This is a genomic window from Fodinibius sp. (genome assembly GCF_034521915.1).
Lineage (GTDB): Bacteria > Bacteroidota > Rhodothermia > Balneolales > Balneolaceae > Fodinibius.
On the sequence record NZ_JAXHLU010000009.1, the window covers coordinates 13,514 to 38,164 of the forward strand.

General features: G+C 44.0%; 20 protein-coding genes. 12 read left to right on the forward strand and 8 right to left on the reverse strand.

From position 1 onward, the window contains the following. Positions 1–93 precede the first annotated feature (93 nt). The 5 genes from U5J89_RS06570 to secA all read right to left on the reverse strand — a co-directional run bounded on the left by U5J89_RS06570 (position 94) and on the right by secA (position 8,880). Entirely contained in the window at positions 94–1,182 is a 1,089-nt protein-coding gene (locus U5J89_RS06570) for a carboxypeptidase-like regulatory domain-containing protein (protein ID WP_322574807.1), read from the reverse strand. Between the two features lie 178 nt (positions 1,183–1,360). Next, positions 1,361–2,440: an MBL fold metallo-hydrolase gene (locus U5J89_RS06575; protein WP_322574808.1), complete on the reverse strand. Its 1,080-nt coding sequence runs from the start codon at positions 2,438–2,440 to the stop codon at positions 1,361–1,363. 73 nt (positions 2,441–2,513) lie between these two features. Then, a complete protein-coding gene (locus U5J89_RS06580; RefSeq protein ID WP_322574809.1) occupies positions 2,514–4,604 on the reverse strand; it encodes an alpha/beta fold hydrolase in 2,091 nt (696 codons plus the stop codon). 121 nt (positions 4,605–4,725) lie between these two features. Beyond that, positions 4,726–5,469 (reverse strand): polyphosphate--glucose phosphotransferase, encoded by a 744-nt coding sequence (gene ppgK / locus U5J89_RS06585; protein WP_322574810.1) that lies wholly within the window; start codon positions 5,467–5,469, stop codon positions 4,726–4,728. A 9-nt stretch (positions 5,470–5,478) separates the two neighbouring features. After that, a complete protein-coding gene (secA, locus tag U5J89_RS06590; protein WP_322574811.1) occupies positions 5,479–8,880 on the reverse strand; it encodes a preprotein translocase subunit SecA in 3,402 nt (1,133 codons plus the stop codon). Positions 8,881–9,102: 222 nt separating this feature from the next. Here secA and rpmH point away from each other — a divergent pair, with 222 nt between their 5' ends. The 7 genes from rpmH (at position 9,103) to U5J89_RS06625 (ending at position 14,934) form a co-directional block, all read left to right on the forward strand. Beyond that, on the forward strand, positions 9,103–9,258 hold the full coding sequence (gene rpmH / locus U5J89_RS06595) for a 50S ribosomal protein L34 (RefSeq protein WP_322574812.1): 156 nt from the start codon (positions 9,103–9,105) through the stop codon (positions 9,256–9,258). Then, entirely contained in the window at positions 9,239–9,673 is a 435-nt protein-coding gene (locus tag U5J89_RS06600) for a ribonuclease P protein component (RefSeq protein WP_322574813.1), read from the forward strand. Before rpmH ends, U5J89_RS06600 begins: the two co-directional genes overlap by 20 nt. Continuing rightward, entirely contained in the window at positions 9,670–9,894 is a 225-nt protein-coding gene (gene yidD, locus U5J89_RS06605; protein ID WP_322574814.1) for a membrane protein insertion efficiency factor YidD, read from the forward strand. The genes U5J89_RS06600 and yidD overlap by 4 nt, the downstream gene beginning before the upstream one ends. A 22-nt stretch (positions 9,895–9,916) precedes the next feature. Further along, positions 9,917–11,740, forward strand: a complete 1,824-nt coding sequence (gene yidC / locus U5J89_RS06610) for a membrane protein insertase YidC (RefSeq protein WP_322574815.1) — start codon at positions 9,917–9,919, stop codon at positions 11,738–11,740. Between the two features lie 371 nt (positions 11,741–12,111). Beyond that, the gene (locus U5J89_RS06615; RefSeq protein ID WP_322574816.1) at positions 12,112–13,035 is read left to right on the forward strand and encodes a type I restriction enzyme HsdR N-terminal domain-containing protein; all 924 of its coding nucleotides are present in this window, start codon (positions 12,112–12,114) and stop codon (positions 13,033–13,035) included. 78 nt (positions 13,036–13,113) lie between these two features. Further along, entirely contained in the window at positions 13,114–14,448 is a 1,335-nt protein-coding gene (locus U5J89_RS06620) for an aminopeptidase P family protein (protein ID WP_322574817.1), read from the forward strand. Between the two features lie 153 nt (positions 14,449–14,601). After that, a complete protein-coding gene (locus tag U5J89_RS06625; protein WP_322574818.1) occupies positions 14,602–14,934 on the forward strand; it encodes a hypothetical protein in 333 nt (110 codons plus the stop codon). Here U5J89_RS06625 and U5J89_RS06630 read toward each other — a convergent pair. After that, positions 14,923–15,924: an IS30 family transposase gene (locus U5J89_RS06630; RefSeq protein WP_322574819.1), complete on the reverse strand. Its 1,002-nt coding sequence runs from the start codon at positions 15,922–15,924 to the stop codon at positions 14,923–14,925. The two genes, U5J89_RS06625 and U5J89_RS06630, sit on opposite strands and share 12 nt — an antisense overlap. Positions 15,925–16,003: 79 nt before the next feature. Here U5J89_RS06630 and U5J89_RS06635 point away from each other — a divergent pair, with 79 nt between their 5' ends. Continuing rightward, on the forward strand, positions 16,004–16,246 hold the full coding sequence (locus tag U5J89_RS06635) for a hypothetical protein (RefSeq protein WP_322574820.1): 243 nt from the start codon (positions 16,004–16,006) through the stop codon (positions 16,244–16,246). 160 nt (positions 16,247–16,406) lie between these two features. Here the strand turns inward: U5J89_RS06635 and U5J89_RS06640 are convergent, their stop codons facing one another. Then, on the reverse strand, positions 16,407–18,080 hold the full coding sequence (locus U5J89_RS06640) for a UDP-N-acetylmuramoyl-tripeptide--D-alanyl-D-alanine ligase (RefSeq protein WP_322574821.1): 1,674 nt from the start codon (positions 18,078–18,080) through the stop codon (positions 16,407–16,409). Between the two features lie 120 nt (positions 18,081–18,200). On the opposite strand from U5J89_RS06640, the gene U5J89_RS06645 reads away from it, so the two are divergent. Next, on the forward strand, positions 18,201–19,208 hold the full coding sequence (locus tag U5J89_RS06645; RefSeq protein ID WP_322574822.1) for a sugar phosphate nucleotidyltransferase: 1,008 nt from the start codon (positions 18,201–18,203) through the stop codon (positions 19,206–19,208). A gap of 323 nt (positions 19,209–19,531) precedes the next feature. On the opposite strand, the gene U5J89_RS06650 is transcribed toward U5J89_RS06645, so the two are convergent. After that, positions 19,532–20,464 (reverse strand): cation diffusion facilitator family transporter, encoded by a 933-nt coding sequence (locus tag U5J89_RS06650; RefSeq protein WP_322574823.1) that lies wholly within the window; start codon positions 20,462–20,464, stop codon positions 19,532–19,534. Between the two features lie 111 nt (positions 20,465–20,575). On the opposite strand from U5J89_RS06650, the gene U5J89_RS06655 reads away from it, so the two are divergent. The 3 genes from U5J89_RS06655 to ispE all read left to right on the forward strand — a co-directional run bounded on the left by U5J89_RS06655 (position 20,576) and on the right by ispE (position 24,618). Then, entirely contained in the window at positions 20,576–22,009 is a 1,434-nt protein-coding gene (locus U5J89_RS06655; RefSeq protein ID WP_322574824.1) for a CCA tRNA nucleotidyltransferase, read from the forward strand. 337 nt (positions 22,010–22,346) lie between these two features. After that, on the forward strand, positions 22,347–23,441 hold the full coding sequence (locus U5J89_RS06660) for an IS481 family transposase (protein WP_416208504.1): 1,095 nt from the start codon (positions 22,347–22,349) through the stop codon (positions 23,439–23,441). A 301-nt stretch (positions 23,442–23,742) separates the two neighbouring features. Then, positions 23,743–24,618, forward strand: a complete 876-nt coding sequence (ispE, locus tag U5J89_RS06665) for a 4-(cytidine 5'-diphospho)-2-C-methyl-D-erythritol kinase (protein ID WP_322574826.1) — start codon at positions 23,743–23,745, stop codon at positions 24,616–24,618. Positions 24,619–24,651: the final 33 nt, after the last annotated feature.

Consider the following 24,651-nt stretch of genomic DNA (forward strand, 5'->3'; position numbering starts at 1 on the left):
TGTTGAGCTATTGGTTATTGCTTTAAACAACGGATAAATCTACAAAAAATGAAGCCCATTTCGCAGTTCAATTTCTAGTATCCGGTGGAATGATTAATCTCCAACTTCGTAGTTTGTAGGCACACTATTTGCTAAACGTGCATCAGCCCAGTCTCCGTAGGAGATCAAAGAAATAGGATTGAGTAGGTTGCCATATTTATCCACCAAAAAAATACGGCTTTCAATATTAGCATTGATAGCACCTTCTTTATAGATGGGTAACGAGAAGGTCTTACTATTGAATTCGAATTCAGCCTGTCCATGATATTCAATATCAACTTTTCGTGTTATTTTATAGCCTTTAATAGCAGCTCGATGAGCTCGAGATGCTTGGCCTCTATCCAATAATTCATATCTTGTTTCACCTTTTGAAAGCCCTGAAATATTATTTGGACTTGAAACAGAAAAGTCGCTCTCATTTATGCGTTCATGGTACAGTGTTTTAAGAAAATGATTAAACGAACCAAGATAACTTTGAGCCCGATTCTTCTTCCATTCAAGCTCTTGCTGAGCACTTTCGGGAGAAATTAACTTGTAACGTACAAAGAATCTATAACTGCCCCCTCTATTGCTGTAGGTTGGCCATCTAAAATCGATAAGATCTACATGCATTTTATAGCCCAAGCTCCTGTTAACTATTTTTAGAGGTTGTTGAGCCGTAGCTTTAAGTAAGTTGTCATTTTCTTCGAACTCTAGAGCCCAGGAATTTTCAATAGTAACACCTTCGGCCCGTTCTGTTCGTCCGACAAACTGCTTAAAAAAGTATTCGTATTGATTTTTCCATTTTTTATTGGATGCTTTTACTTCAACTTCACTCAGCTGGTATATATTTTCTTTAAGTGAAATATTAATGGTTTTTGAGGATTCGTTCTTCAGTTTCAGTGATTTAGCTTTCTGCCCATATCCGACAGAGCTAAAAACAAGATTGTATGAACCCCGTTCGGATGTACGTAATTTATAAAACCCGTTCTCATCCGTAGAAGCTCCAAGAGTAGTTCCGGAAAGATAGACATTTACACCCGGCAGAGGATTGCCGGTTTCCGCTTCAGTTACGGTGCCTTTTATAATTGACTGTCCAAATGCCATTGATGACAGTAAAAGTAATAGTAGTACGAAAGAAAGTAATGATTGCAAGTATCTCATGATAACTTGTAAATATTCTAAGAGATAATTATTAAGTTTGAAGCACAATTTTTTAATTACCCCTGATGATTACAACACTATTGTGATGAGCTGTGAAATAGTGTGATCAGAATTAATCTAAACCAATTTCTCTAATTAGCTCGTATACATTATATAATGATCCAAAAGGCCAAATCAATTAAGCAACCTCTGAATTTATATTCGGTTGTTTTACGTAGCTGTGACAGGATTCACCATGTTCAAGACTCATGAAATCCTTTTCTGAAATCTTATGCTTCCGGCAGGCTTTTCCCAAATCCTCCAGGGGTTCATACATCCCGTCATCGGCCATGGGAAAGGTCCCAAAGTGCATACCAATACTCCTTTCGGATTCCAGTTCTTGATGCGCCTTAACTGCTTCTTCGGGCGACATGTGAATGACCTCCATAAACCAGCGGGGTTTGTATGCTCCAATGGGGAGAATTGAGGTATTGATAGGGCCCACCTGTTGCTTGATCTCTTTTAGGAAATCTCCATAGCCGGTATCTCCGGCAAAGTAGATATTGCCAGACGGCTTTTCTAACACATACCCACACCATAGGGTTTTATTTCGGTCAAAGAGTCCGCGTCCTGAAAAGTGTCGTGCCGGCACGGCTGTCAAAGTGATATCATTACCCAAGCCGTATTTATCCCACCAGTCCATGCGAATCGTCTTATCTACTCCCTGACTGTGTAAATAACGCTCTACACCAAGAGGAACGATAAATTGAGGGTCAAATTTGTTTTGCAGATGCTTTACCGTATCAATATCCAGGTGATCGTAGTGATTGTGACTCAGTAAAACAGTATCGATGTGCGGCAGTTTTTCAAAATCAATGCCTGCCGGACGTTTTCGCTTGGGGCCAATCCACTGGTAGGGACTTGCCCGAAAACTCCACACGGGATCAGTTAAAATATTTTGTCCATTAACCTGAATTAAAAAAGTGGCGTGATTAATAAAAGTGATACGATGATTTCCGTGATCAACAGATGGTTCCGGAGCGGGATGATCGGGCAAATCATCCTTACCATAATCATGCCAAATCCCCTTATCGTTGCCGCTCAGCCACCACTTAAGTACCTCTCCGTAATGGTGGGTCCCGGCATCATCGGGATTAACAAATTTCTTGCCGTCAAAATGGTCGGAATTATCTTCGTTGTATTTGGGGGCGGACAATAATTTATCCACCACAAAAAGAGCGGATGCAAATGTCACCGCAAATGCAAATATCCAGATCATTAAAATTATGCGCTTGTTCTAAAAGTTTTCAAATGGTTACAACTGATGCCAATACGTTTTGTTTCCCCGAGATTTAATTTGCCTCATTTTGAAGATGCTTATTGAAAAAGTCAAAAATGCGAGAGTATTCATCAAACCACGCATCCGGATCTTCAAAGCTGTGACGTTCCGAGGGATATATCATCATGTCAAACTCTTTGCCTCCATCTTGTATTAGCTTTTCAACATATTGGGCCGCATCCTGGAAACCGACGTTGTTGTCAGTTAATCCATGCAGAATAAGAACAGGATCTTCCAGCTGCTCAACATAGGTGATGGGCGAACTGCGGGCATAGTGCGCAGAGTCGGCTTCGGGCGTACCCAGCCGCGGCTGCGTATACCACGGATTAGTATAATAGTAGTTCTCCCAATTGGTAACTGCACGCAATGCCGCTGCGGCATCAAAATAACTTGGAGCCACGCTGGTAGCATACAACGCCATAAATCCGCCATAACTGCCTCCATAAACTCCTACGCGCGAAGTATCGGCCTGCGGATAATGTTCAGCCAGGTAATCGATACCATCAATGATATCACGGGTTTCATATTTGCCCATCCAGTTTGTGACATCTTCCCGAAATTCACGTCCATAGCCAGTGCTATGACGATAGTCGACTTCGATTACATAATAGCCGCGCGCCGTTAAATACTGATGAAACATATATTCCCGGTAATAATTGTTCGACCATCCCTTATACACATTTTGCAGCGATCCCGCCCCGTGCACAAATACCACTACCGGATGATTTGATTTTTCTGTTTTGTTGATGGGTTCCAAAACTGATATGGACAACTTGGTTTCTCCATCTCTGGCAGTAAAACGTATATAATCTTCTTTTTGCCAGTCTATCTTATCAAATCGATCGGGAATGGTGTATGTCAATCGTTTTTCATCGGAATCATTACTTAAATTAAGTGAGTAAACCTCAAACGGCTCGTTAAAGTAACTGTACTGATATACAAGATGTGTGTGGTCTTCACTCAACTCAAAATTCTGTCGATACCCCTTCTCAGTCGTCAGCTTCTCTGTTTCACTTTTGTCAATATTCATCCGGTAGATATGCCGTTCTCCGGGACCAACTTCAGTTGAGGCATAAATAATCGTTTCATCATTGAGCCATTCCGCCCATGGTACTTCGTATTCTCCACGGGTATGTTGACGAAGATTCGATCCATCAGGACTAACCGTATAAATATGATTCCATCCATCCTTTTCAGAAAGGATCATCAGTTTATTACCCGATGGAGCAAAAGCGATCTCTGTGTTATATAGCCAGCCCTTGGTCGAATCTTCAAAAACCGTTGTAGGTTTCTTTGAGCTCAGATTAAAAACCTTGATCTCACGTTTCTTCATTGGCGGACCGGTAACATCAATAGCAAGATAGTTACCTTGGGTACTTATATCCGTCTCTATATACCCTTTATTTTCTAACAGGCGATTAACCTCCTTGCTTTGCAGATCCACAACTGAAACAAGTTGACTAGCAATACCACGGCGCGTAGATCCGGGTTTTACATATTGGTCAACATACTCCGGAAAATAATATTCCTCATAATCCGAGGTATCAAATTGAGTAAGAACAAGCTGGTCATCTCCTGCCCAGCCCTCAACATTAAACCCGGGCTCATCGTCTTCTTTATTGGTGACCTGAGTAAGCTTTGACGTACTGATGTTAATCATCCAGATATTCCCATCTTGAACAAAGGCAATCCGTTTACTGTCGGGACTCCACATTGCTCCGTACTCTTCGGTTTTGGAATCAATCAGTTGTCTTTTGTTTTCAAAATCAAGGTCTGCCATCCAAATATCACCTTGATCAACATATAACAACTTTTGACGATCTGGCGATACACGGAAATTTCGATTCACATCGTCAGAAACAAGGTGGCGTTCTCCTCCCGTAACAGGACGTCGGAATAGCTCTTCCTTTGTCATGGATGAGTCATTAGCCTGATAATAAATTTGGGACTGATCAGGAGAAAAAGAAATGATATCGGGCCTGTTACCCGCCAGCAATGGATCGTAAAAAATTGATTCTAAACTTAAGGTGTCAACACCACTTTGACCAAAACCCAATGCCGGGATAAAAAGAAGTACAAAGAAAATCTTTACAAATGATCGCATAGAGAAAAAACTATTTTTTGTTAACTGATCGGTAATAAAGAAAGGTTTTTTGAGATGGGCAAAGAATACAATGAAGTTTTACTTATTTAATCAAACTAGCCAACCCTAACGATAAAAAAGGTTAACTTTTCTTGTGGGCAGCAACCATGGCAGCCCCGACAATACTGGCATCATTTAAAAAGCTTGCCGCTTTAAATGCCGTATTAATTTTTATAAAAGGAAATGTTTTGTCTGCTTTGCGACTTAACGGTCCACCCAAAATAAACAGATCGGGATGAAATATTTTCTCAAAATGCTCCAGAACAAGTTGCAGTCGTTTGGCCCACGTTTTTTTGCGAAGTCCTTCCTCTTTACGAGATTTATTTGATGCACGTTCTTCAACTGTAATACCTCGAATCTCCATGAGTCCAAGTTCGGTATTGGGTAGGAGCCTATCATCCATAAAAACAGAAGAACCGATACCGGTACCCACGGTAAGTACGATGGTTACCCCATCCTGTTTTTGTCCCGCTCCAAAGTGCATCTCCGCAAGTCCGGTGGCATCCGTATCGTTAATCACAGAAAATTCATTTTCAGTAATCTCAGAAAAAAGTTGTTCGGCATTCGCATCAACCCACGAATCACTAATGCGTTTTGCGGATAGTACAATGCCTTTATTCACGGGTGCGGGAAAGGCACACCCTACAGGGCCATCCCACTTGAATTCTTTATTTACAATCTGGTGCATCTTTGCAAGAATCTTGTGGGGCGTAGTATCTTCAAGTGGAGGCGTACTTTTTCGCTCTGATATGATCTCTCCCTTCTCAGTATCTACGATACAGCCTTTTATACCATAGCTGCCAATATCTATTCCTAAGACTTCCATATGAAATTGTTATTTCTCTATAAGCACCCAACCCTCTTCATCGATCATGCGCTTGGCTTTCTTCCATTTGATGTCGATGACTTCGCCGCTGTTCATGTTTTGTATTTTAACATAGTCGTTACGGCCCGGCTCTTCTTCAACGGTAACGGGCTGCGGCTTCTGGTCGCTGCGCTGTTGCTGTTGTCCTCCATTTTGTTGAGCTGCGCCTCCTGATTTGAAGCCCATATTGGTAGCATCAGAATGCTGGGTTTTAGCGCGATTCATATCAACCTTGGCACGCTCTTCAGGCGCTTGCTTAATTTTCTCTTCGTCAGCCTGCATCTCGGGAATCGCCTTCCAGATCAGCGAAATAGCATCCTGATTAATTTCATCGAGAAGTTGCTTAAACATTTCAAACGCTTCTTTCTTGTATTCAAGCAGGGGATCTTTCTGTCCGTATGCACGCAGGCCAATACCCTCTTTTACGGAGTCCAGCTCTCGGAGGTGATCCATCCATTTGCTGTCGATGGTAGAAAGTACGGCCGTTCGTTCAAGAGCTCGAGCAACTTCTTTACCTTCATTCTCATAGGCTTTGTCAACATCTACGACTACACGCAAACGGCGAATGCCGTCGGTAAAAATAACCTGTACTTTCGTCGGTTTATTATCGGCATCCGACTCTTTAATATTTTTGATAACCTGATACAACGGCTTGGAGATCATCTCCTCTTTCTGGCGGTACACTTCGTAGGCCCGATCGATGATATGGTCGATAAGCACATCGGGACCCATCTTGCCCATTTCTTCGCGGTCAAGCTGGATATCAACAGCCAAGAAACGCAGTATTGTATCACGAAGCTGGTCAAGTTCACCCTGCGGATAATGTTCTTCAACAACACTTTCTACAAGATCTTCAAGCATATCATAGATATCGCTGCGAAGCTCATCTCCCTCCAGGGCGTGTTTCCGTCGCTTGTAAATAACTTCACGCTGATTGTTCAGTACATCATCATATTCCAGCTGTTTCTTACGAATACTGAAGTTATTTTGCTCAACTTTGCTTTGAGCACGCTCCAGTGATTTCGTAATCCAGGAGTGCGTAATGGGTTCGCCTTCTTCAAAATTGAGACGCTCCATGACATTGGCAACCCGATCGGATCCAAAAAGCTGCATCAAGTCGTCTTCAAGCGATACAAAAAACTGTGACTCTCCGGGATCACCCTGTCGACCGGCACGTCCGCGAAGCTGCAAGTCAATTCTTCGAGATTCGTGGCGTTCCGTTCCCAATATCGCAAGTCCGCCGCGCTCCTTAACTCCCGGAGCCAATTTAATATCGGTACCACGACCCGCCATGTTGGTAGCAACCGTAACAGCACCGGGCTGACCGGCATTTTCTACAATCTCGCTTTCTTTAGCGTGTTGCTTGGCGTTCAGCACGTTATGAGGAATACCCTCGCGTTTAAGCATGCGGCTGATCGTTTCCGAAACATCCACGCTGGTGGTACCCACGAGCACCGGCTGTTTATTTTCGTGATATTCACGGATGCGTTCAATTGCCGCATTATATTTCTCACGCTTGGTTCTAAATACGAGATCTTCCTTGTCATCCCGGATAACCGGTTCATTGGTAGGGATAATGACCACATCCAGATCATAAATTTCATTAAATTCGCCCTCTTCGGTAGCCGCCGTACCGGTCATTCCAGCCAGTTTGTTATACATACGGAAGTAATTCTGCAGCGTAATAGTTGCATAGGTCTGCGTTGCCGCTTCAACGCTTACATTTTCTTTAGCCTCAAGAGCCTGGTGCAATCCGTCGGAATAACGTCGTCCCGAAAGCACTCGTCCGGTGTGCTCATCAACAATCTGGACTTTCCCATCCTGCACAATGTATTCCTCTTCGCGCTCGAACAGCGTATATGCTTTAAGCAATTGATTTACGGTGTGAATACGATCGCTGCGCTCGGCAAACAGTCGGTGTAATTCGTTCAGTCGTTTCTCACGCTTCTGGGCAACCTCCTGCTTAGCTTCTTCAATTTTCTCTTCTTTGTATTCCTCGCTCCACTCTTCATTATTTTTAATTTCCTCAATTTTCTCTTCTCGAAGCTCATCCATCTCTTCATCGAGGTCAGTAGTCTCAGTTCCAAGATCCGGAATCACAAAAAATTCTTCTTCTTCATCAGCTTTTGTAATAAAATCCTGCCCCTTCTCAGTCATCTCGATGTTGTTCATCTTCATATCTACCGAGTAGTAGAGAACTTCATCAACTTCCGGCAGACGACGGGCGTTATCCTGCAGGTAAAAAGCCTCTGTTTCCTGAACCAGCTTCTGGTTTTCAGGAATCTGCATCATCTTGCGAAACTTCTTATTCTTCGGAAATCCACGCTGGGCACGATACAGCGCAAGTCCGGCTTCTTCTCTATTTCCTTCTTCGAGATGTTCTTGACCTTCCTTAACAAGGTTAGCCACCAGCTTTTTCTGGGCACTAACCAGAGACTCAACCCGTGGCTTAAGCTCTTCATACTTTTCGGACTGCGTATCTTCGGGCACGGGACCAGAAATAATCAGTGGCGTGCGAGCTTCATCAATGAGAATAGAATCAATCTCATCAATAATAGCAAAGTTGTGATCGCGCTGTACCAGTTGTTCAGAGTTGACTACCATATTGTCACGGAGATAATCAAAACCAAACTCGTTGTTGGTTCCATAAGTGATATCAGCCTGGTACGCTTTTCGCCGCGGTTCGGAGTTGGGATCATACAGATCGACACAATCTACCTCGAGGCCATGAAAGTTGAACAACGGCTCATTCCATTCGGCATCACGCTTAGCCAAGTAATTATTAACTGTAACAATATGCACACCCCGTCCGCTTAGGGCATTCAGATAAGCCGGCATAATGGCGGCCAACGTTTTACCTTCACCCGTCTTCATTTCAGCAATTTTACCTTGATGCATCGCAATAGCACCGGCAATCTGAACATCGTACGGTACCATCTCCCATTCGTTCATATTACCGCCAACCATCCATTTTTCGCCCAAAAACCGCCGGCAAGTATCCTTCATCACGGCGAATGCTTCCGGCAAAATATCATCCAATACATCTTCAATAGTATCAGTTCGCTCCTGCTTGAGTTCATCTAACTCTTCAGCAAGTTCGCGCCGGCGATTTACTGACAAAGGCTCATCACTGTTGAGCGTATCTTTTAAAGACTCTATTTCTTCATCAATTTCTTTGGTAGCATCGCTTATTTTCTGACGGAACTTTTCTGTCTTTTGCTTTAGTTCATCATCAGAAAGCTGGTCCATGCCCTCGTAGTGTTCATTTACTTCTTCAACGATAGGCCAGATCCTTTTGAGGTCGCGATCGCTTTTGGTACCAAAAATGGAGGTTAAAACATCTCCAACCGTTTCGGCTAATGTATCGAACATAAAATATTACGGGTCTCGTGCAATTTTTGTGATTTGTGAAAGTTACAGTTTACACAGTGCCTGTTCAAATTATTTAACGGCAGATCAGGTATTTTTGCAAATCATCTTTTCAATACCTGCGCACCTTAATGTAACCGATAATTTAGGGTTCTTATTGTCTAATTTTATTTTTATTTTAGGAGACTCTCTAAGAATTGAATTTTCATAAACCGATTTTTAACAATGAAACGTACTTACCAACCAAGCAGCAAGAAGCGTAAATCCAAGCATGGTTTCCGTAAGCGCAACAGCAGCAAGAACGGAAGAAAGGTATTGAAGAACCGTCGCAAAAAAGGACGTCACGGTTTAACCATTAGTGATGAACAAGGACCGAAGTAACAATATTTATGGCTCTGGTGAAGACGCAAGTTTGCCCAGAGCCAGAATATTAAGGGGCCGGAAGAACTTTCAGCGTCTGTTTGAACAAGATGCAAAAACCATCCGCAATACTGTTGTTGACTTGCGGTTTAAAATTTTCGAATCAGACTCTCCCGGCTACCTTATGGGATTTGTCGTCAAAAAAAGCTTGGGAAAAGCAAATAAGCGAAATCATATGAAGCGGCTCCTCAAAGAAGCATATCGGCGTCATCAGAATATCTTATCTGAATCCATTGAAAATGCCGGCAAAATGTTTCATGGGGCGCTGATGGCAAAGACGACAGATGCCAGTTACACTGATGTTGAACAAAATGTTATTGCTTTGCTTCGCAAAGTTCGAGACCAACTCTCTACGACTTCTCCCGGCCATTCATGAAGTATCTCTTTATAGGACTTGTCCGCTTATATCAATTGGTCATTTCTCCGTGGATGCCCAACAGTTGTCGGTACCATCCGACCTGTAGCCATTATAGTATCGAAGCTTTTCAAAAACATGGTGCCCTTAAAGGATTGTGGCTGACAATAAAACGGGTTGGCAGCTGTCATCCCTGGAGCAAAGGAGGTCATGACCCTGTGCCGGAGCAAAAAAATAATTAATAATATAGACTGAGGATTTCTTTTGGATCGTAACACCGTAACCGGATTTATATTAATATTTTTAGTAATGGTTGCATGGACCTACTATTCCATGCCATCGGAACAGGAGCGACAGCAGCGACAGGCCGAGCAGGCTCGTCAGGATAGTATAGCTGCTGCCCAGGCCGATAGCCAGCAACAAAAACAGGAGCAGGCACAAGACCTTACCCAACAACAGCAGGAGCCTGAACAGGATGAGGAGCAAACCAATGCCCGCCTGACCCAAGATCAGGAAAAAGTATCTGAAATGGGAATGTTTTCTGAAGCCAGTATTGATGATTCCACAAAAATAGTAGTGGACTCTCCTCTGTTTAACGCCACTTTCACCAATGTTGGAGCGGGCCCTTCCAAGATCATATTTAAAGACTACGAAACATGGGATCATAAACCGGTTCAGATGATCAAAGATACTACTGAATCGGCATACTCATTAGGGTTCCTCACCAGTGAAAATTATAATGTGGAAACCGACGAGTTGGTTTTTAAGCAGGTTACACCCGGCGATACGGTTTCCATCGGAAAAAATGATACTACCGAAGTTAAATACGCGCTAAATATCAGCGATGATAAACGTCTGGTTTACACCTATACTCTGTTCGGGAATTCCCATCAGATCAAACTAGATGTTGAATTTGAAGGACTTGAGCGTCAGATCATTGGCGGTACTGTTGATATCGGATGGAAGTCGCCGCTGAACTTCACTGAAAAAAATCCGGCAACCACCGAAGCTACCTATGCATCGGCATATGTATATACCGGTGGAGAGATGGAGCAGCTTAAGCTAAGCGAAGCCGGTCGCAATACTCAAGATTACAACGGGACGATCGACTGGGTGGCCACCCGAACCAAGTTTTTTGCCCAGATAATAAAAACGGATAATCCCACTCAGAGTGCGCTGCTAGTTGGGGAGCAAAGCGGTGAAACCGACCTCTCCACAACCGAACATCGTTATCGATCATATATAACAACTGATCTTTCGCAACAGAATGCCGCCTCTTTCCATATGTATGTGGGTCCGTTAGACTATTACGCCCTGCAGGATTATGATGGAACCACATACGGCATGGTAGATACCGGTTATAGCTGGATAAGCTGGATTTCAGATCCGATTGTTGAGTATCTCGTTATTCCATATTTCGGCTTTGTTGATGGATATATGAGTTACGGATGGGCTATCATCCTATTTGCAATATTAATTAAAATGGTGCTATATCCGCTCACCAAGAAAAGTTACCGTAGTATGGCGGCTATGAAAGAGCTGCAGCCCAAGATGCAGGAGATCAAGGAGAAGTATGATGATGACCCTGAGAAGCAGCAGAAGGCTACCATGAAACTGTACAAAGAGGAGGGTGTAAATCCGCTGGGCGGTTGTTTACCCAACCTGTTACAGTTACCTATTTTGATTACGCTCTGGCGCTTCTTCCAGAATTCTATCATGATTCGTCAACAGGAATTCCTATGGGCAGCTGATCTTTCTGCACCAGATTATATACTCAGCCTTCCCTTTAGCGTACCCTTTTTGGGCGACCAAGTAGCAGGCTTTGTACTATTGATGACGGCTGCGATGTTTGCACAAAGTAAACTAACGGGTGGCATGGGCCCCGGCGGTGGCGGTGGCGGTGGCGGACCTGGCGGCGTAAATATGAAAGCACTACAATACGTCTTTCCATTTATGCTACTGTTCATTTTCAACAACTTTGCAGCGGGACTCAGTCTTTATTACCTAATTTACAACGTCATGAATATTGCCCAGCAGTTGATTATTTACCGCCAGATGGACAAGGAAAAAGAGGCGGAAGCAGCGTAATAAGAACAACAAAAAAATTGCTATAGAAAGGCTCCGAATTTCGGAGCCTTTTTTATTTTTAGTTCATCTCATTCGTAGAACTATAATTGATCATCTTTTCGAAAACAGAAGATCTATTTTAATTGACCCTCCACCATGAAATATAGATCTCTCGTTCCGCTTTGGCTACATTCGAAATGACAAGTTGGGGAAATTACGTTTGTTCATCTCATCTTGACCGTAAGGGAGAGATCTATGTTTTAATGTATTTAAGAAAGGTGAACAAAGATTTCTCTGTTAACTATGTTGCGTTCGAAATAACACGTTCTTCAACTTATGAACGATATCACTTGAAACTTGGCCCTTCATGAATCATCCCTATATTTGGCCTTATGCCAAGCATAGCAAAACATATTTATCCGCAGATGGTGTGGCGCGACCGGGAGAAAAAGCTGTGGAATTCCATCCATAAAAAAGCGCTCAAGAACCTGCCCGAGGAACGGGTACGGCTCCGCGTTATGGAAGCATTGATTCAAAGGGGTTGGTCAAAACATCGCATATCAACCGAGGAAGCCATTGGCAAGCTGGGCGATACCTCTATGCGGACCGATCTGATCTGCTACTCTCAACAGTTTGATCCCAAGCTGTTAGTTGAATGCAAGGCAGAATATATATCCATATCTGCGAAAACCGCTGAGCAGGTAGCGCGATATAATCAAAAGGTGGGCGCCCCCTATTTGTTGATGACCAACGGCATTTCAGATTTCTGGTACGCCATAGATGAGAATTCAGGTAAAGTGAATGAACTGCAAAACCAGCCAGAACTTTTGAATAAAGAACAACAGCAACTGGAGTACGACTTTGATGACTGGAAACAGCGGGGTTTCGCCGGCGAAAAAGCATCACCGGAACTTCGGTTATGGCTTAAAGAAACATTACCTGATCTTTGGCTGTCGAGCAGTGATGCAAAAGTCCAATTTCTGACATTCAGCAATAGTCCTTCTGATATTGACCTCAATCATTATTATCGAATCGTACAAACATCAGAAACACGGCGTCTGGCTTTAACGACGTTGAATACGGCCTTTGGAGGCAATCGCTTTGTGATTATTCTCAATAAAGAAAATGAAAACAAGGCCGTACTGGAAATAAACCTGGATGTACTTTTCGCCGAAAAAAATGGGAATAGTTCGGTGTATTCTCGTCAGGGCATTAAAACCTTTGATCTTAGCAATTATATAGACCTGAAATCGATAACCAAAGTTGATAATATTGTAAAAGAATTTGATAAATTATTTATAGAGTATGTCGATTAACTCAGGCTTTAATTAGTTTGTTGGATACGAATTTTACTGTAACTTCCATCTCTCATTTTCATTAAAAAATATTGTTTTATGCATCATTTACACCGGGAAAAATTGTTCTCACTGCTTGATGACGAGGAATCTGCCATTGTATATATGAAAGGCGCTGAATTGATGTACCGCCATGATACGGACTATGAATTTCCTTTTCGTCAAGAGTCGAATTTCTGGTACCTAACCGGTGTAAATGAGCCGGATTTTCATCTCATCCTTGATCTTAAAAATCAGGACTATCACCTGTTTACTCCAAACCGTGACGCCCAGTATGCAGTTTGGCACGGACGCGTAAAATCGAAGGATCAGCTTCAGGATGAGTATCAGCCCGATCATCTTCATTACGAGGGGAAGCTGCCTCAGGTCCTTAAAGAATTAGCTCCCAAAAAAATCTACTGTCTGGAAGAAGAACAAGCCGAATTCATAGAAAAGTTTGAGCGAGACCTGCCCATCGACCTCGATACGCTTGAAGATGCCTTGACCCACTGCCGGGTATTTAAAACAGACTGGGAGCTCGACCAGATGCGGGAAGCGGCTCGCGTAAACAACATCGCCCATAAGGCGGTTCTGGAAGCATTGGAACCCAGCAAGTATGAGCACGAAATGAAGGCAGTGTTTGATTACCACCAGATTAAAAACGGTTTGATGCAGGACGCCTACAATGGCATTTTTGCAGCGGGAGAAAACAGCGCCATTCTTCACTATGTTGAAAATAACCGCGAGATAAAAGATGGCGACCTGTTTTTGATCGATGCCGGTTATGAGTGCAATGGCTATGCCTCGGATTTTACGCGCACCTACCCCGCAAACGGAGCGTTTACGGATTCTCAGGCCGAAATTTATGAGACAGTCTTGGAAGCTCAAAAACAGGTTATTGATGCCGCCGAACCCGATGTAAAAATGGAAGATCTGCATATTTTGGCGGCGCGCGTGATGATGCAAGGGCTTAAGGATGCAGATATCGTAAAAGGATCGGTCGATGATCTTATGGAAGAAGATATTTTTGCTCTCTTCTTTCCCCATGGGCTCGGCCATTTTCTTGGGTTGGACACCCATGATGTGGGCGGATATCCGAAAGGGGTAGAACGCATTGAACGCCCTGGCATTAAGTATCTACGGATGCGACGTACGCTGCAGCAGAGTATGGTTCTAACCATAGAACCGGGTCTCTATTTTGTTCCTGCACTCTTAAAACCCGCCCTTGAAGATGATAAGGCTTCAAAGTTCCTGAATGCTTCGAAGCTAAACGATATGATGGATTTTGGCGGCGTTCGCATTGAGGATAATATTATCGTAACTGAAGACGGTTGCGAAAATCTGACGACCGTTCCAAAAGAGCGTGATGAAATAGAAAAGGTTATGGCTGGATAATTCGTTTAGATAGAGTCCACTTCGAAGTGGACTCTATCCACACTCCATCCACAGGCTCAAAATAACAAACTTGAATTTCTGGGTTTTGCAAAGCTCTCATTGATGGAACTTACCTTGAAGTGATCTCCAACAATTTTAACTAAACCCATAGATATGACTGTTCTATTCAGAAAAGAGAAGCAAGCCCTAAGTGCAGTTTCCAAGGAGTTTTCCTCTGTAATATGTACGGTATTTCTAGTAGTACTCTGGGGATTTGTATCACCGGCAGAAGCTCAAAATATGACGTTCGAGTCGGGATCAAATACGTCTTTTTCGCTAAAAATAAGTAGTATCACACCGGCAGCAGGGGTTTCATTAGCTCTTTCCAGTAAAAGTGAAGTTCGGATACTTGGGTTCGTTACTACCTATTCAAATTTATCTGATCACGATAATCAACTGTTTTTAGATTTTAGTTACCTCCGATATAAGCCGTGTTCAAGTGATTAATGCAACACAGCGGTGTTTTAGCGATTGTTGAATAGGATTAAGGTAATCAAATTTTCGAACTGGTCGAAAATTCAGGTATTGCTCGACGGTTTTAATGCGCTCTTGGGAGATCTTTCGCAGGTCTGTTCCCTTCGGGAAGAACCGCCTGAGTACCCAAATCCGGTTTTCTACGGTTCCTTTATCCTGGGAAGTATACGGGCGGGTAAAGTAGGTATCAGCTTCCAAGTTCTCGGCAATATCCTGATGTCGGGCAAAGGCTTTGTCATTATCAAACGTCAGGGTTTTGACAAAAGAGGATGGAATCTGGCCCAGGCGTCCGGTGATCTGATTAGCGATTTCCTCAGCCTTTCGGCTGGTAACTTTCTGAAGAGCCGTCAGCAGGGTGGCCCGATCAGTTAGCACCAACAACGCCGACTTATGGGCTTTGCCCATCATTAGATCCACTTCAATGTCTCCCAGTCGGGAGCGCTCTTCTACAACTTCGGGTCGCTTGGTGATCGATACCCGGCCTTTAATTCGGCCTCTGCTGTCTTGTCGATTGCCGCGCCTGCGCTTATGGCGGCCATGTTTGAGGTGCTTGTAGAGTCCTTTGTCAGCCGGATCACCGGTTCGCTTGCCGGCCCAGATCCACTGGTAGAGGGTCTCATGGGAGACCCCGTCGATGCCCATCACACTCCATCGGCCGCTGATAAGTTCTGGGGAAAGTTTTTCTTCGATCAACCACTGGCGGGCCTGAGCTTTGAGGACGTCGGTAAAGCGTCGGTGTTTAGGCTTGTCGGCGTGGCGCTGGTCGGTCAACTGCTGGGCGGCTTTCGGACAATAGGCCTTGTCCTCCGAGTTGCTGTTGGTTACATTGCGGTTGAGCTCCCGACAGATCGTTGAGCGGTGTACGCCAATGGTTCGGGCAATCTCGCTTTGGTTATGACCTGCATCGAGCAGAGCTTTGATTTGATAACGATTTTCTTCGCTGAGTTGGGTGTATTTTTGCATGACAACATGAATATAACCCGCTTGGCTGAAGACCTCAGGGAAATTTCCCTGAGGTCTTTCTTCATGTTGCACTTATTACTTGAACTCAGATAATGATTGGATCGCAAATGAGTCTTTCAACGCCTACTGGGGTATTGATTTGAATATGCTATTGGAAGACCCAAAGATTGGTCCCGGTGCACTTATCGGAACCAATTATTGGTTAAGTCCACGATTTGCAATTTTTGGGGAAGTTGGAGTGAACTTATTTGTGGAAAGCGATGGCGGGAATCCTACTTTGGGATTGCATAATTCAGGTGTGGGACTGAAGATTGCTTTTTAACCAATGGTTTGACATTCAGATAGAGCCCACTTCTGATGTGGCTCCCAATCATTAATTTTAGCTGTACTAAACCCGCAGGGTTTATTTTGATGAAAAGAAAAATTGGAAAATAGATCAGTCGTATTATACTACGAAAACCCTGTGGGTTTTTGTAAGGCTACTACTCATTAAAACTATCCGGAAGATCATTTTCATAAAGCACGACATCGCCCTTTTGGGCAAAATCCCGCATCGTTCGGTTCGCTTCATAAAGACTGTTCACGGACTTAACCTTTTGCATATCAAAATCCATTGAAGCGATTCCCTCTTTAATAGGTTCTGTTCGATTTTGTCCGACTAAAATAACCATATCTAAATTAGCTTTCCCGATCTGCTCACCAAATTCCCGGTTCTTTTCCTCTTGCAGATCGCCCAATTCAATCATTCCGGGAGTAATGATAATTTTACGTCCATTGTTAAATGCAGCCAGTGTTTCAACGGCATTCTTAGCACCTACCGGATTAGAGTTAAAGGCATCATCAATAACCGTTATGCCGTTTTGTGATTTCAGCTCCAGGCGGTGTTCAACGGGCTCCATCCGCGAAGCGGCCATTGCCATGGTAGTGAGCCGAAGCCCGAATGATCGTGCAACGCCCACAGCCAACAGCATATTCTGTACATTGTGTGATCCCAGCAGTTGCATGGTAAATGACCGCTCTTCATTATCGGTCACAACAGTAAACGTCATTCCTTCCGGCCCATATTGAATATCTTTTGCACAAATATCTCCTGATTTCAATCCAACATAGGTGACATCCAGATCATCGCGCAGCTCGGCCATGGCCGTAACACGTTCATCATCGGCATTAAGTACCGTCTTGCCGTTTGGCTTGGTCCGCTTTACGATAGTGGATTTTGTTCGGGCAATAGCGTCCTGCGAGCCAAATGTTTCGAGATGAGCAACGCCAACATTCGTTACAACAGAAATATCCGGTTCGGCGATATCACAGAGCTCATCAATATTACCTTCGTAGCGGGCTCCCATCTCGAGCACAAGAATTTGGTGACGAGCTTCCAGGTCGTTATTAATGACTTTGCAAATACCCATGGGCGTATTATAACTGCCAGGCGTTGCACAAACAGAGTAACGTTCGCTCAAAAGATCACGAATCATAAACTTGGTACTCGTTTTCCCGTAACTGCCGGTAATGGCAATAACCGTTAAATCAGGCATTCGGGAAAGCTTCTGCTTGGCCAACTTGATAAAATGACGATGTACATATGCTTCTATGGGCTTAGTGATTATTGCAGCTGCAAAAATAAAAAATGGCAGCAGAGCATTTCCAAGCACCCATCCAAAAGCCAACAGGTACATATCGGCCGCATATAATGCCGAGCTTTTGATCGTCATTTCAGTAAAGGGTATGTATCCTACATAAGAGATATAGGTAACTGCCACTGGTATTAAAAGAGATAATATTGCGAAAGGAATCATAAGCCGAATCATCCGAGGAGTAAATACAAGCGGCTTTTTTGATTCTTCACCTCCGTAATAATTGAAGGGCCCGAACCAGGAAATCCCAAAAACAGCCAGAATAATAATGGCCGCGCTACCGGTAACCGCATTAGAAAGAAAAATAAGTAACACAAAAATGATGACGTTATATAACACGTGTTCTACGGTTATGACGCGCCGATTCCAGTGTTGAACAAGCCAGTGCCAAAACTCGTTGAGCTTATAGCCGTTCTGCTGAAAGATGTGTAAAAAATAACGTCCCCTGAGCAGAGTATGTCGTGCCATAACAAGCACAAAACCCAAGATCAGGATATCAATAAAATTTAAATACCAGTTCAATATGCAGCAGTTTGATTAAAGAGATTGCAAATGATGAATGGTCGCTAAAGTTTGGAACATCCGTTATATTAACGCGCTAGATAAAATAGATAATCTTTCATCTAAAATTTGTTCAAATATATGAAATTAATAATCCCAATGGCAGGTCGAGGCACGAGAGTTCGACCCCATTCACATACCGTTCCCAAACCATTGCTGCCCGTCGCCGGAAAGATGATTGTGGAACGCATAGTAGAGACGTTTGCGCGCACGCTTGATCGCAACATCGATGAAATTGTATTTATTCTTGGTCCTGATTTTGGTCAGGAGATTAAAGATGCTCTAAAAGCAATGAGCGACCGCCAGGATGCCAAAGCCACTTTTCGTGTTCAGGAATCGGCGGAAGGCACAGCCCATGCGGTGTATTGCGCCGAAGAGGATCTTGATGGCGAATGCATTATTGTTTTTGCTGATACCATTTTTGATATGGAAGGTTCTGTTTCGATTGAAGATGCCGACAGCGTTGTCTGGCTGAAAGAAGTGGAAGATCCCTCCCGTTTTGGTGTAGCCGTAGAGAAAGATGGGAAGATTACGGATTTCGTTGAAAAACCCGATGAACCAATCTCAAATCTGGCAATAATCGGTGTCTATTACTTTAAAGATGGCACCGAACTCAAAAAAGAGATTGAATACCTGCTGGATAACGATATTCGCGGAAAGGGCAATGAATTCCAGCTTACCGATGCCCTTGATCGCCTGCTAAAGGATGATAAAGTGTTTAAGAAAGCGACGGTTGATCAGTGGCTGGACTGCGGCACATTACCGGCCTGGAGAGAAACGTCCGGTATTATTACGGAGAAAGAGTACGAGGGAATTGACGAACACCGCTTTCCCGACACTAAAATTATTCCTCCCGTGTATATTGGGGATGATGTGGAACTTGAAAACTGCATTATTGGACCCAAAGCCAGTATTGCCGAGGGTTCAAAACTCAAAAAGTGCACGGTTAAAAACAGCCTGATTCAAGAACATGCACAGCTAGAAGACTGCAAAATTGAGAATTCAACCATCGGTCGACATGTGGAACTCAAAGATGTAGATCAGGAAGTGCACCTTGGCGATCACACAAAAATTGGGGTAGAGGTATAGGCTATATCACGAGCGCGGGATTTAAATCCCGCGCTAATTTATGATCTTTGATCACAGCCTGGGGATTGAACTTCAGTCAATCTTTTTGATAGAAATGCCCGGCACTTCGAAAGTGCCGGGCATTTATCATCGATAAAAAGTTGTGAAGGAGTTGAACTTCTGAGCCCTCTGGTAACGGGAGTACGACTCCCTCTTAGCTTTAAAGTTGAACAAAACCCTTAAAAACTCCCGAGTCTTCGGATAATGGGAATAAACTATTTTTAAAAGCGTGTTTTAGCTAGCTTTTATTCTCATTACTCACATCTCATGACTCGATACTATTACTAAATAAAATCTTCGAGCGGTCGATTCTGATCCGCATCTTTTAAGGTATCATGCACCTCCTCATGGCTACCCTCCGGCTCCAGGTGGATCGTAACAATGACATCCCCCTTAACCGCATTTATAAGACGTTTTTCCAGTAGTGTTGACTCATCGTGCGCCTGTTCCAGATTTACGTTTTCCTTAAAGATGGCATGGAATTCAATCCAGGTTGTATTGCCGGTGGTACGGTGACGCAAGTTATGAACGTTAATCATAGATCCCGGCAGTTCTCTGGATAATTCTTCGCGGATAGCTTTATCTACTTCCGGATCACGGGAATCCATAAGTCCATCTACCGAATATTTGAGCAGTTTGAACCCCTCGTACATTATATAAAAGGCCAGTGAAATAGCGACCAAAGAATCCAGGATAAGAAAATCTGTAAACTTAATAATGAGCAGCGTGGCCACCGCCCCGGCGCTGGTCCATACATCGGTAAGGGTGTGCTTGGCATTACTAACAACAATCATATTTTCTTCGCGCCGACCGACTTTTAGCAAATAACTGCCTAAGGCAAGATTCACAATCCCCGCACCGCCAATGAGGTAAACGCCGATCATCAACTCGCGCAAATTATATCCATACAGGTAGTTTTCGACAGATTGATAAATAATAGTAATTCCTGCAAGGGTGATAACAGCACCTTCAATTCCCACAGACAAGAACTCGACGCGTTCGTGTCCATAAAGATGTTTTTCATCCGCAGGTTTGGTGCTCAACAGTAATCCGTAATACACAAAAGCAACGGCAAGAACATGGATCACTGATTCTGCGGCATCGGACAATGCGGTATTCGAACCGGTGATACCAAAGCCTGTCACTTTAAGCGACAGGGAAAGAACCGATACCAGTAGGCTAATGCGTAAGGCTGTTTTTGCGGGTGATATTTTCACTAACGATTTTAAAAAGTGTAGGTTAAAACGGAGCTAAAAGATTACGCAAAGAATACCTGAAAGCAAGTGTATTTGTTCTTATTTTTACGCTCGTTTTATGACAAGTAATTAATGAAAGACAGCGAAGTGAAAGATATCCCTCCCAAGCATCAGAACGTATTTAAAGAAATATCAGAGGCCGGAAAAACGGTTGACCAAGAGGTATATGTCGTTGGAGGCTATGTGCGCGATTTCTATCTCAATCGTACCAAAGATGCCGATAAACTGGATATAGATTTTGTGACGGTGGGATCGGGTATTGACCTGGCTCAAGAAATTGCCGATCGCCTGAATGCCGATAACCTTTCGGTATATAAGCAGTTTGGAACCGCGCACATCAGGCACGATGATATGGATCTGGAATTTGTGGGAGCACGCAAGGAAAGTTACCGAAGTGATTCCCGCAAGCCTATCGTAGAGGACGGTACGCTGGAGGACGATCAGCTGCGCCGCGATTTTACGATCAACGCGCTTTCCTGGTCGCTCAATGAGGAAAACTATGGGCAGCTTGTAGATCCCTTTGGCGGCATACAGGATCTAAAAAAGAAGCTTATTCGCACGCCGGTTGATCCACTCAAAACCTTTGAGGATGATCCCCTGCGGATGATGCGTGCTATCCGTTTTGCCACACAGCTACAGTTTGATATCGAAGAACAAACCTACCGCGGCATCGAAGAAATGGCCGAGCGCATCGAAATTATCTCCAAAGAGCGTATTATAGAGGAGCTAAACAAAATTGTGCTGGCCGAAAAGCCCTCTATTGGATTCAACCATCTATTTAAAACGGGCCTGCTGGAACATTTCTTTCCCGAGATGGTAAAGCTGCACGGCGTTGAGGAGGTACGAGGTGTTCGTCATAAAGACAACTTCTGGCATACGCTCAAAGTACTCGACAATGTGGCTGAAATGGGTGGAGATTTGTGGCTTCGATGGGCGGCAATTATGCACGATATTGCTAAACCGGCTACTCAGAAATTTGTGGAGGGTACGGGCTGGACATTTCACGGTCACGATGCTCTGGGTGCCAAATGGGTTAAACCTATTTTTCGGCGATTGGGGCTGCCGCTCGATGAGCGGATGAGGTACGTTCGCAAGTTGGTACGCCTGCATTTGCGTCCCATTGCTCTTGTTTCTGATGATGTAACCGACAGTGCCGTGCGTCGCCTTATTTACGAAGCCGGCGACGATATTGACGATCTGATGACTCTTTGCCGTGCTGATATCACCAGTAAAAATGATTACAAAGTAAAGCAGTACAACCGCAACTTTGATTATGTAGAAAAGAAAATCGAAGAGGTTGAAAAGAAAGATCGTATTCGCAATTGGACGAATCCAATCAGCGGGGATGAAATTATGGAAGCCTTAGACTTAAAACCCGGTCCCGTTATCGGGGATATCAAAGATGCGATCAAAGAAGCTATTTTGGATGGCGAAATTCCAAACGAGCGCGATGCCGCTTATAATTATATGATTGAAATTAAAGACCAGTTTTTAGAAGAGGAATAAGCTAAATAACGGTTTATACTTTGCGGATTTTAGGTGGTAGATCCGAAAAGTTTGTGCAGGAAATAAAAAATGGTTTAAAAACTCTAATGATATATTAATTAAAACGCGTTTTTCGGTTGAAATGTAGTCTTTTGTGTCAACCACCCCTGCCCCCTCCTTTATGTACAGACTTGGGACATCCTTTACAGGTGTTCGGAAACATGGTTTACACTTCTAAGTTCAACAATTTTGGGTACTCTTTGGCTAAAAAGGAGGTCAAGTGCCCTGGAAAAACCAGCAAACGACCATGGAATTACGAGCCGAATTTGTACAATTAGCAGATCAACCAACCGCAAATATGAGCCAGTTGTGTCGCCGCTTTGGCATTAGCCGCCCAACGGGATATAAATGGTTACGACGATGGCGCCAAGAAGGGAAACCCGGACTGGCCGATCGGTGTCGGCGGCCCCACCACTCTCTGAATAAAACACCGGAGCATATCGAAGCGGTCATTATCCAGGCGCGCAGGCGGTTCCCCGGCTGGGGCGGACGTAAGCTGCGCCGCTGGATTCGCAACAAAATCGATGATGGCACCTTCGGCCTTTCGGTCGAGCAGCTGCCTGCCCCGTCGACGATTACTCGTATTCTCGACCGCCATAACCTATTGGGGAATCCATCTGAGACAAGGCGCAATAAAACGTATAAGCGGTTCGAGCGGGATCGTCCGAACCAACTCTGGCAGCTCGACTTTAAGGGGGAGTTTCCGCTGATGGGCGGCCAACTATGTTATCCGCTGACGCTGGTCGATGATCATTCCCGGTTCTGTGTTTTGCTGCAGGCTTGCCAGAACCAGCGGCGGGAAACCGTACAACAACTGTTAGAGACCGCCTTCCGCCGGTATGGACTCCCAAAAGCGATTCTTCTCGATAATGGTCCGCCATGGGGAGCCGGGATAGGGTGGAGAGCTGATGGTCCGTACTATACTGGTCTGACCGCCTGGCTAATGCTATCGGGGATTAAGGTCATTTATGCACGGCCGGGTCAACCGCAAACAAAAGGAAAAAACGAACGATTTAATGGGACCCTGCAGGCAGAGGTGTTGGAGTGGCGACAATTTTCTGGCTGGCCTGAGCTCAACCAGAGCTTTACCCGTTGGCGGCGAATATACAATACCGAACGTCCGCATGAGGCGTTGGACATGGAAGTGCCAGCTCGCCATTTCCAGCCAAGTCCGATGGACTTTCCCACCAAGCTACCGGAGGTTAGCTATGGTCCCGACGACCAGCAACGAAAGGTAGATATAGACGGAAGAATAAGCTTCCAAGGAGACGAATATCGCGTGGGCAAGGCCTTTGGTGGTTATCCTGTGGCCCTTCGGCCGAATGGTCAGCCCGAGAAGTGGAACGTATATTTTTGTCATCAACACATTCGAACCATACATTTAACGGACTAAATGTGTAAACTATCTCCCAAAACAGGTGTTAACCATGTCTCCGGTCTTTACACTTTAAAAGGAGGGGGAAAAGTGGCAACTAGGAGTTTCTCCCCTTATGAAGGGGAGATTAAGAGGGGTTGTTTAAGTACATGGATTATATCTCAACCGTACAATACGCTACTTTAAATTATTGTTATTTAATAATGATAGTATACCCTTAGCATCAAAACCCCGAGGGTCTAAAATTATCATAAGTTATTATTGGATTTTCTGAGTTTTGCAAAGACCTCAGGGTTTAACGCAAATAAAATTATGTTATATGGCTAACGACGTCTGGATTGCCGATTCGTATGCGAAAATCAATTTAGGATTGCACGTTCTGGAACGCCTGCCCACCGGTTATCACGCCATAGAAACAGGAATGTGTTTTCTAGAATGGCGCGATCATTTTGAGGTAAAAAAGGCTCCGGAAATGAAGCTGGAGATGGATGATGAGCATATCCCTACTGATGAAAGCAACCTCATAAACAAAGCTATAGAAACGCTTGATAGATACATCGGCCTGCAGCATAATTATTTAATTCGCGTTGACAAACGAATTCCTGCAGGGGCCGGACTTGGCGGCGGCAGCAGTAATGCAGCACTTACGCTGCGGATGCTTAACAAAATTGAGGAACTGGGACTTACTGACGATGAACTCATTGACTTGAGCCGCGATCTCGGAGCCGATGTCCCTTTCTTTATCAAAGGGAAACCTGGCATTGCCAAGGGCATTGGTCATGAAATTGAACAGCTGGACTTACAACCTAATTTCTGGATTGTTACCTGCTTTCCCAATGAGCAGAGCAGTACGGCCGAAGCGTATCAAAACTGTGTGCCCGATCCTGAGCCAGAATTCGATCTTAAGAAGATACTTACCGAAGAAGATATTGACGAATGGCAATTCATCCTCAATAATGATCTGGAGAAATCAGTGTTTCCGCGCATTAATGTATCCGGGAATATGAAAGATCAGATGTATGAATTTGGGGCTACCTATGCTTCGATGACGGGAAGCGGCTCAGCAGTGTACGGCATTTTTGAGCAGGATTTTGTGGCAACCAATGCTTATAAGGGATTATTAGAACTGGACTTCCCAACGAATTTAACGCGTCCCGGCTTTAAACCTGATTACGGGATTTACCGAAAAGCATGAAATAAATTGTAAATATTAAGAGATATACAACAA

Coding starts and splice junctions, on each gene's coding strand:
- U5J89_RS06570 (WP_322574807.1), bottom strand. CDS start 1,182: ATGAGATACTTGCAATCATTACTTTCTTTCGTACTACTATTACTTTTA.
- U5J89_RS06575 (WP_322574808.1), bottom strand. CDS start 2,440: ATGATCTGGATATTTGCATTTGCGGTGACATTTGCATCCGCTCTTTTT.
- U5J89_RS06580 (WP_322574809.1), bottom strand. CDS start 4,604: ATGCGATCATTTGTAAAGATTTTCTTTGTACTTCTTTTTATCCCGGCA.
- ppgK (WP_322574810.1), bottom strand. CDS start 5,469: ATGGAAGTCTTAGGAATAGATATTGGCAGCTATGGTATAAAAGGCTGT.
- secA (WP_322574811.1), bottom strand. CDS start 8,880: ATGTTCGATACATTAGCCGAAACGGTTGGAGATGTTTTAACCTCCATT.
- rpmH (WP_322574812.1), top strand. CDS start 9,103: ATGAAACGTACTTACCAACCAAGCAGCAAGAAGCGTAAATCCAAGCAT.
- U5J89_RS06600 (WP_322574813.1), top strand. CDS start 9,239: ATGAACAAGGACCGAAGTAACAATATTTATGGCTCTGGTGAAGACGCA.
- yidD (WP_322574814.1), top strand. CDS start 9,670: ATGAAGTATCTCTTTATAGGACTTGTCCGCTTATATCAATTGGTCATT.
- U5J89_RS06615 (WP_322574816.1), top strand. CDS start 12,112: ATGCCAAGCATAGCAAAACATATTTATCCGCAGATGGTGTGGCGCGAC.
- U5J89_RS06620 (WP_322574817.1), top strand. CDS start 13,114: ATGCATCATTTACACCGGGAAAAATTGTTCTCACTGCTTGATGACGAG.
- U5J89_RS06625 (WP_322574818.1), top strand. CDS start 14,602: ATGACTGTTCTATTCAGAAAAGAGAAGCAAGCCCTAAGTGCAGTTTCC.
- U5J89_RS06630 (WP_322574819.1), bottom strand. CDS start 15,924: ATGCAAAAATACACCCAACTCAGCGAAGAAAATCGTTATCAAATCAAA.
- U5J89_RS06645 (WP_322574822.1), top strand. CDS start 18,201: ATGAAATTAATAATCCCAATGGCAGGTCGAGGCACGAGAGTTCGACCC.
- U5J89_RS06655 (WP_322574824.1), top strand. CDS start 20,576: ATGAAAGACAGCGAAGTGAAAGATATCCCTCCCAAGCATCAGAACGTA.
- U5J89_RS06660 (WP_416208504.1), top strand. CDS start 22,347: ATGAGCCAGTTGTGTCGCCGCTTTGGCATTAGCCGCCCAACGGGATAT.
- ispE (WP_322574826.1), top strand. CDS start 23,743: ATGGCTAACGACGTCTGGATTGCCGATTCGTATGCGAAAATCAATTTA.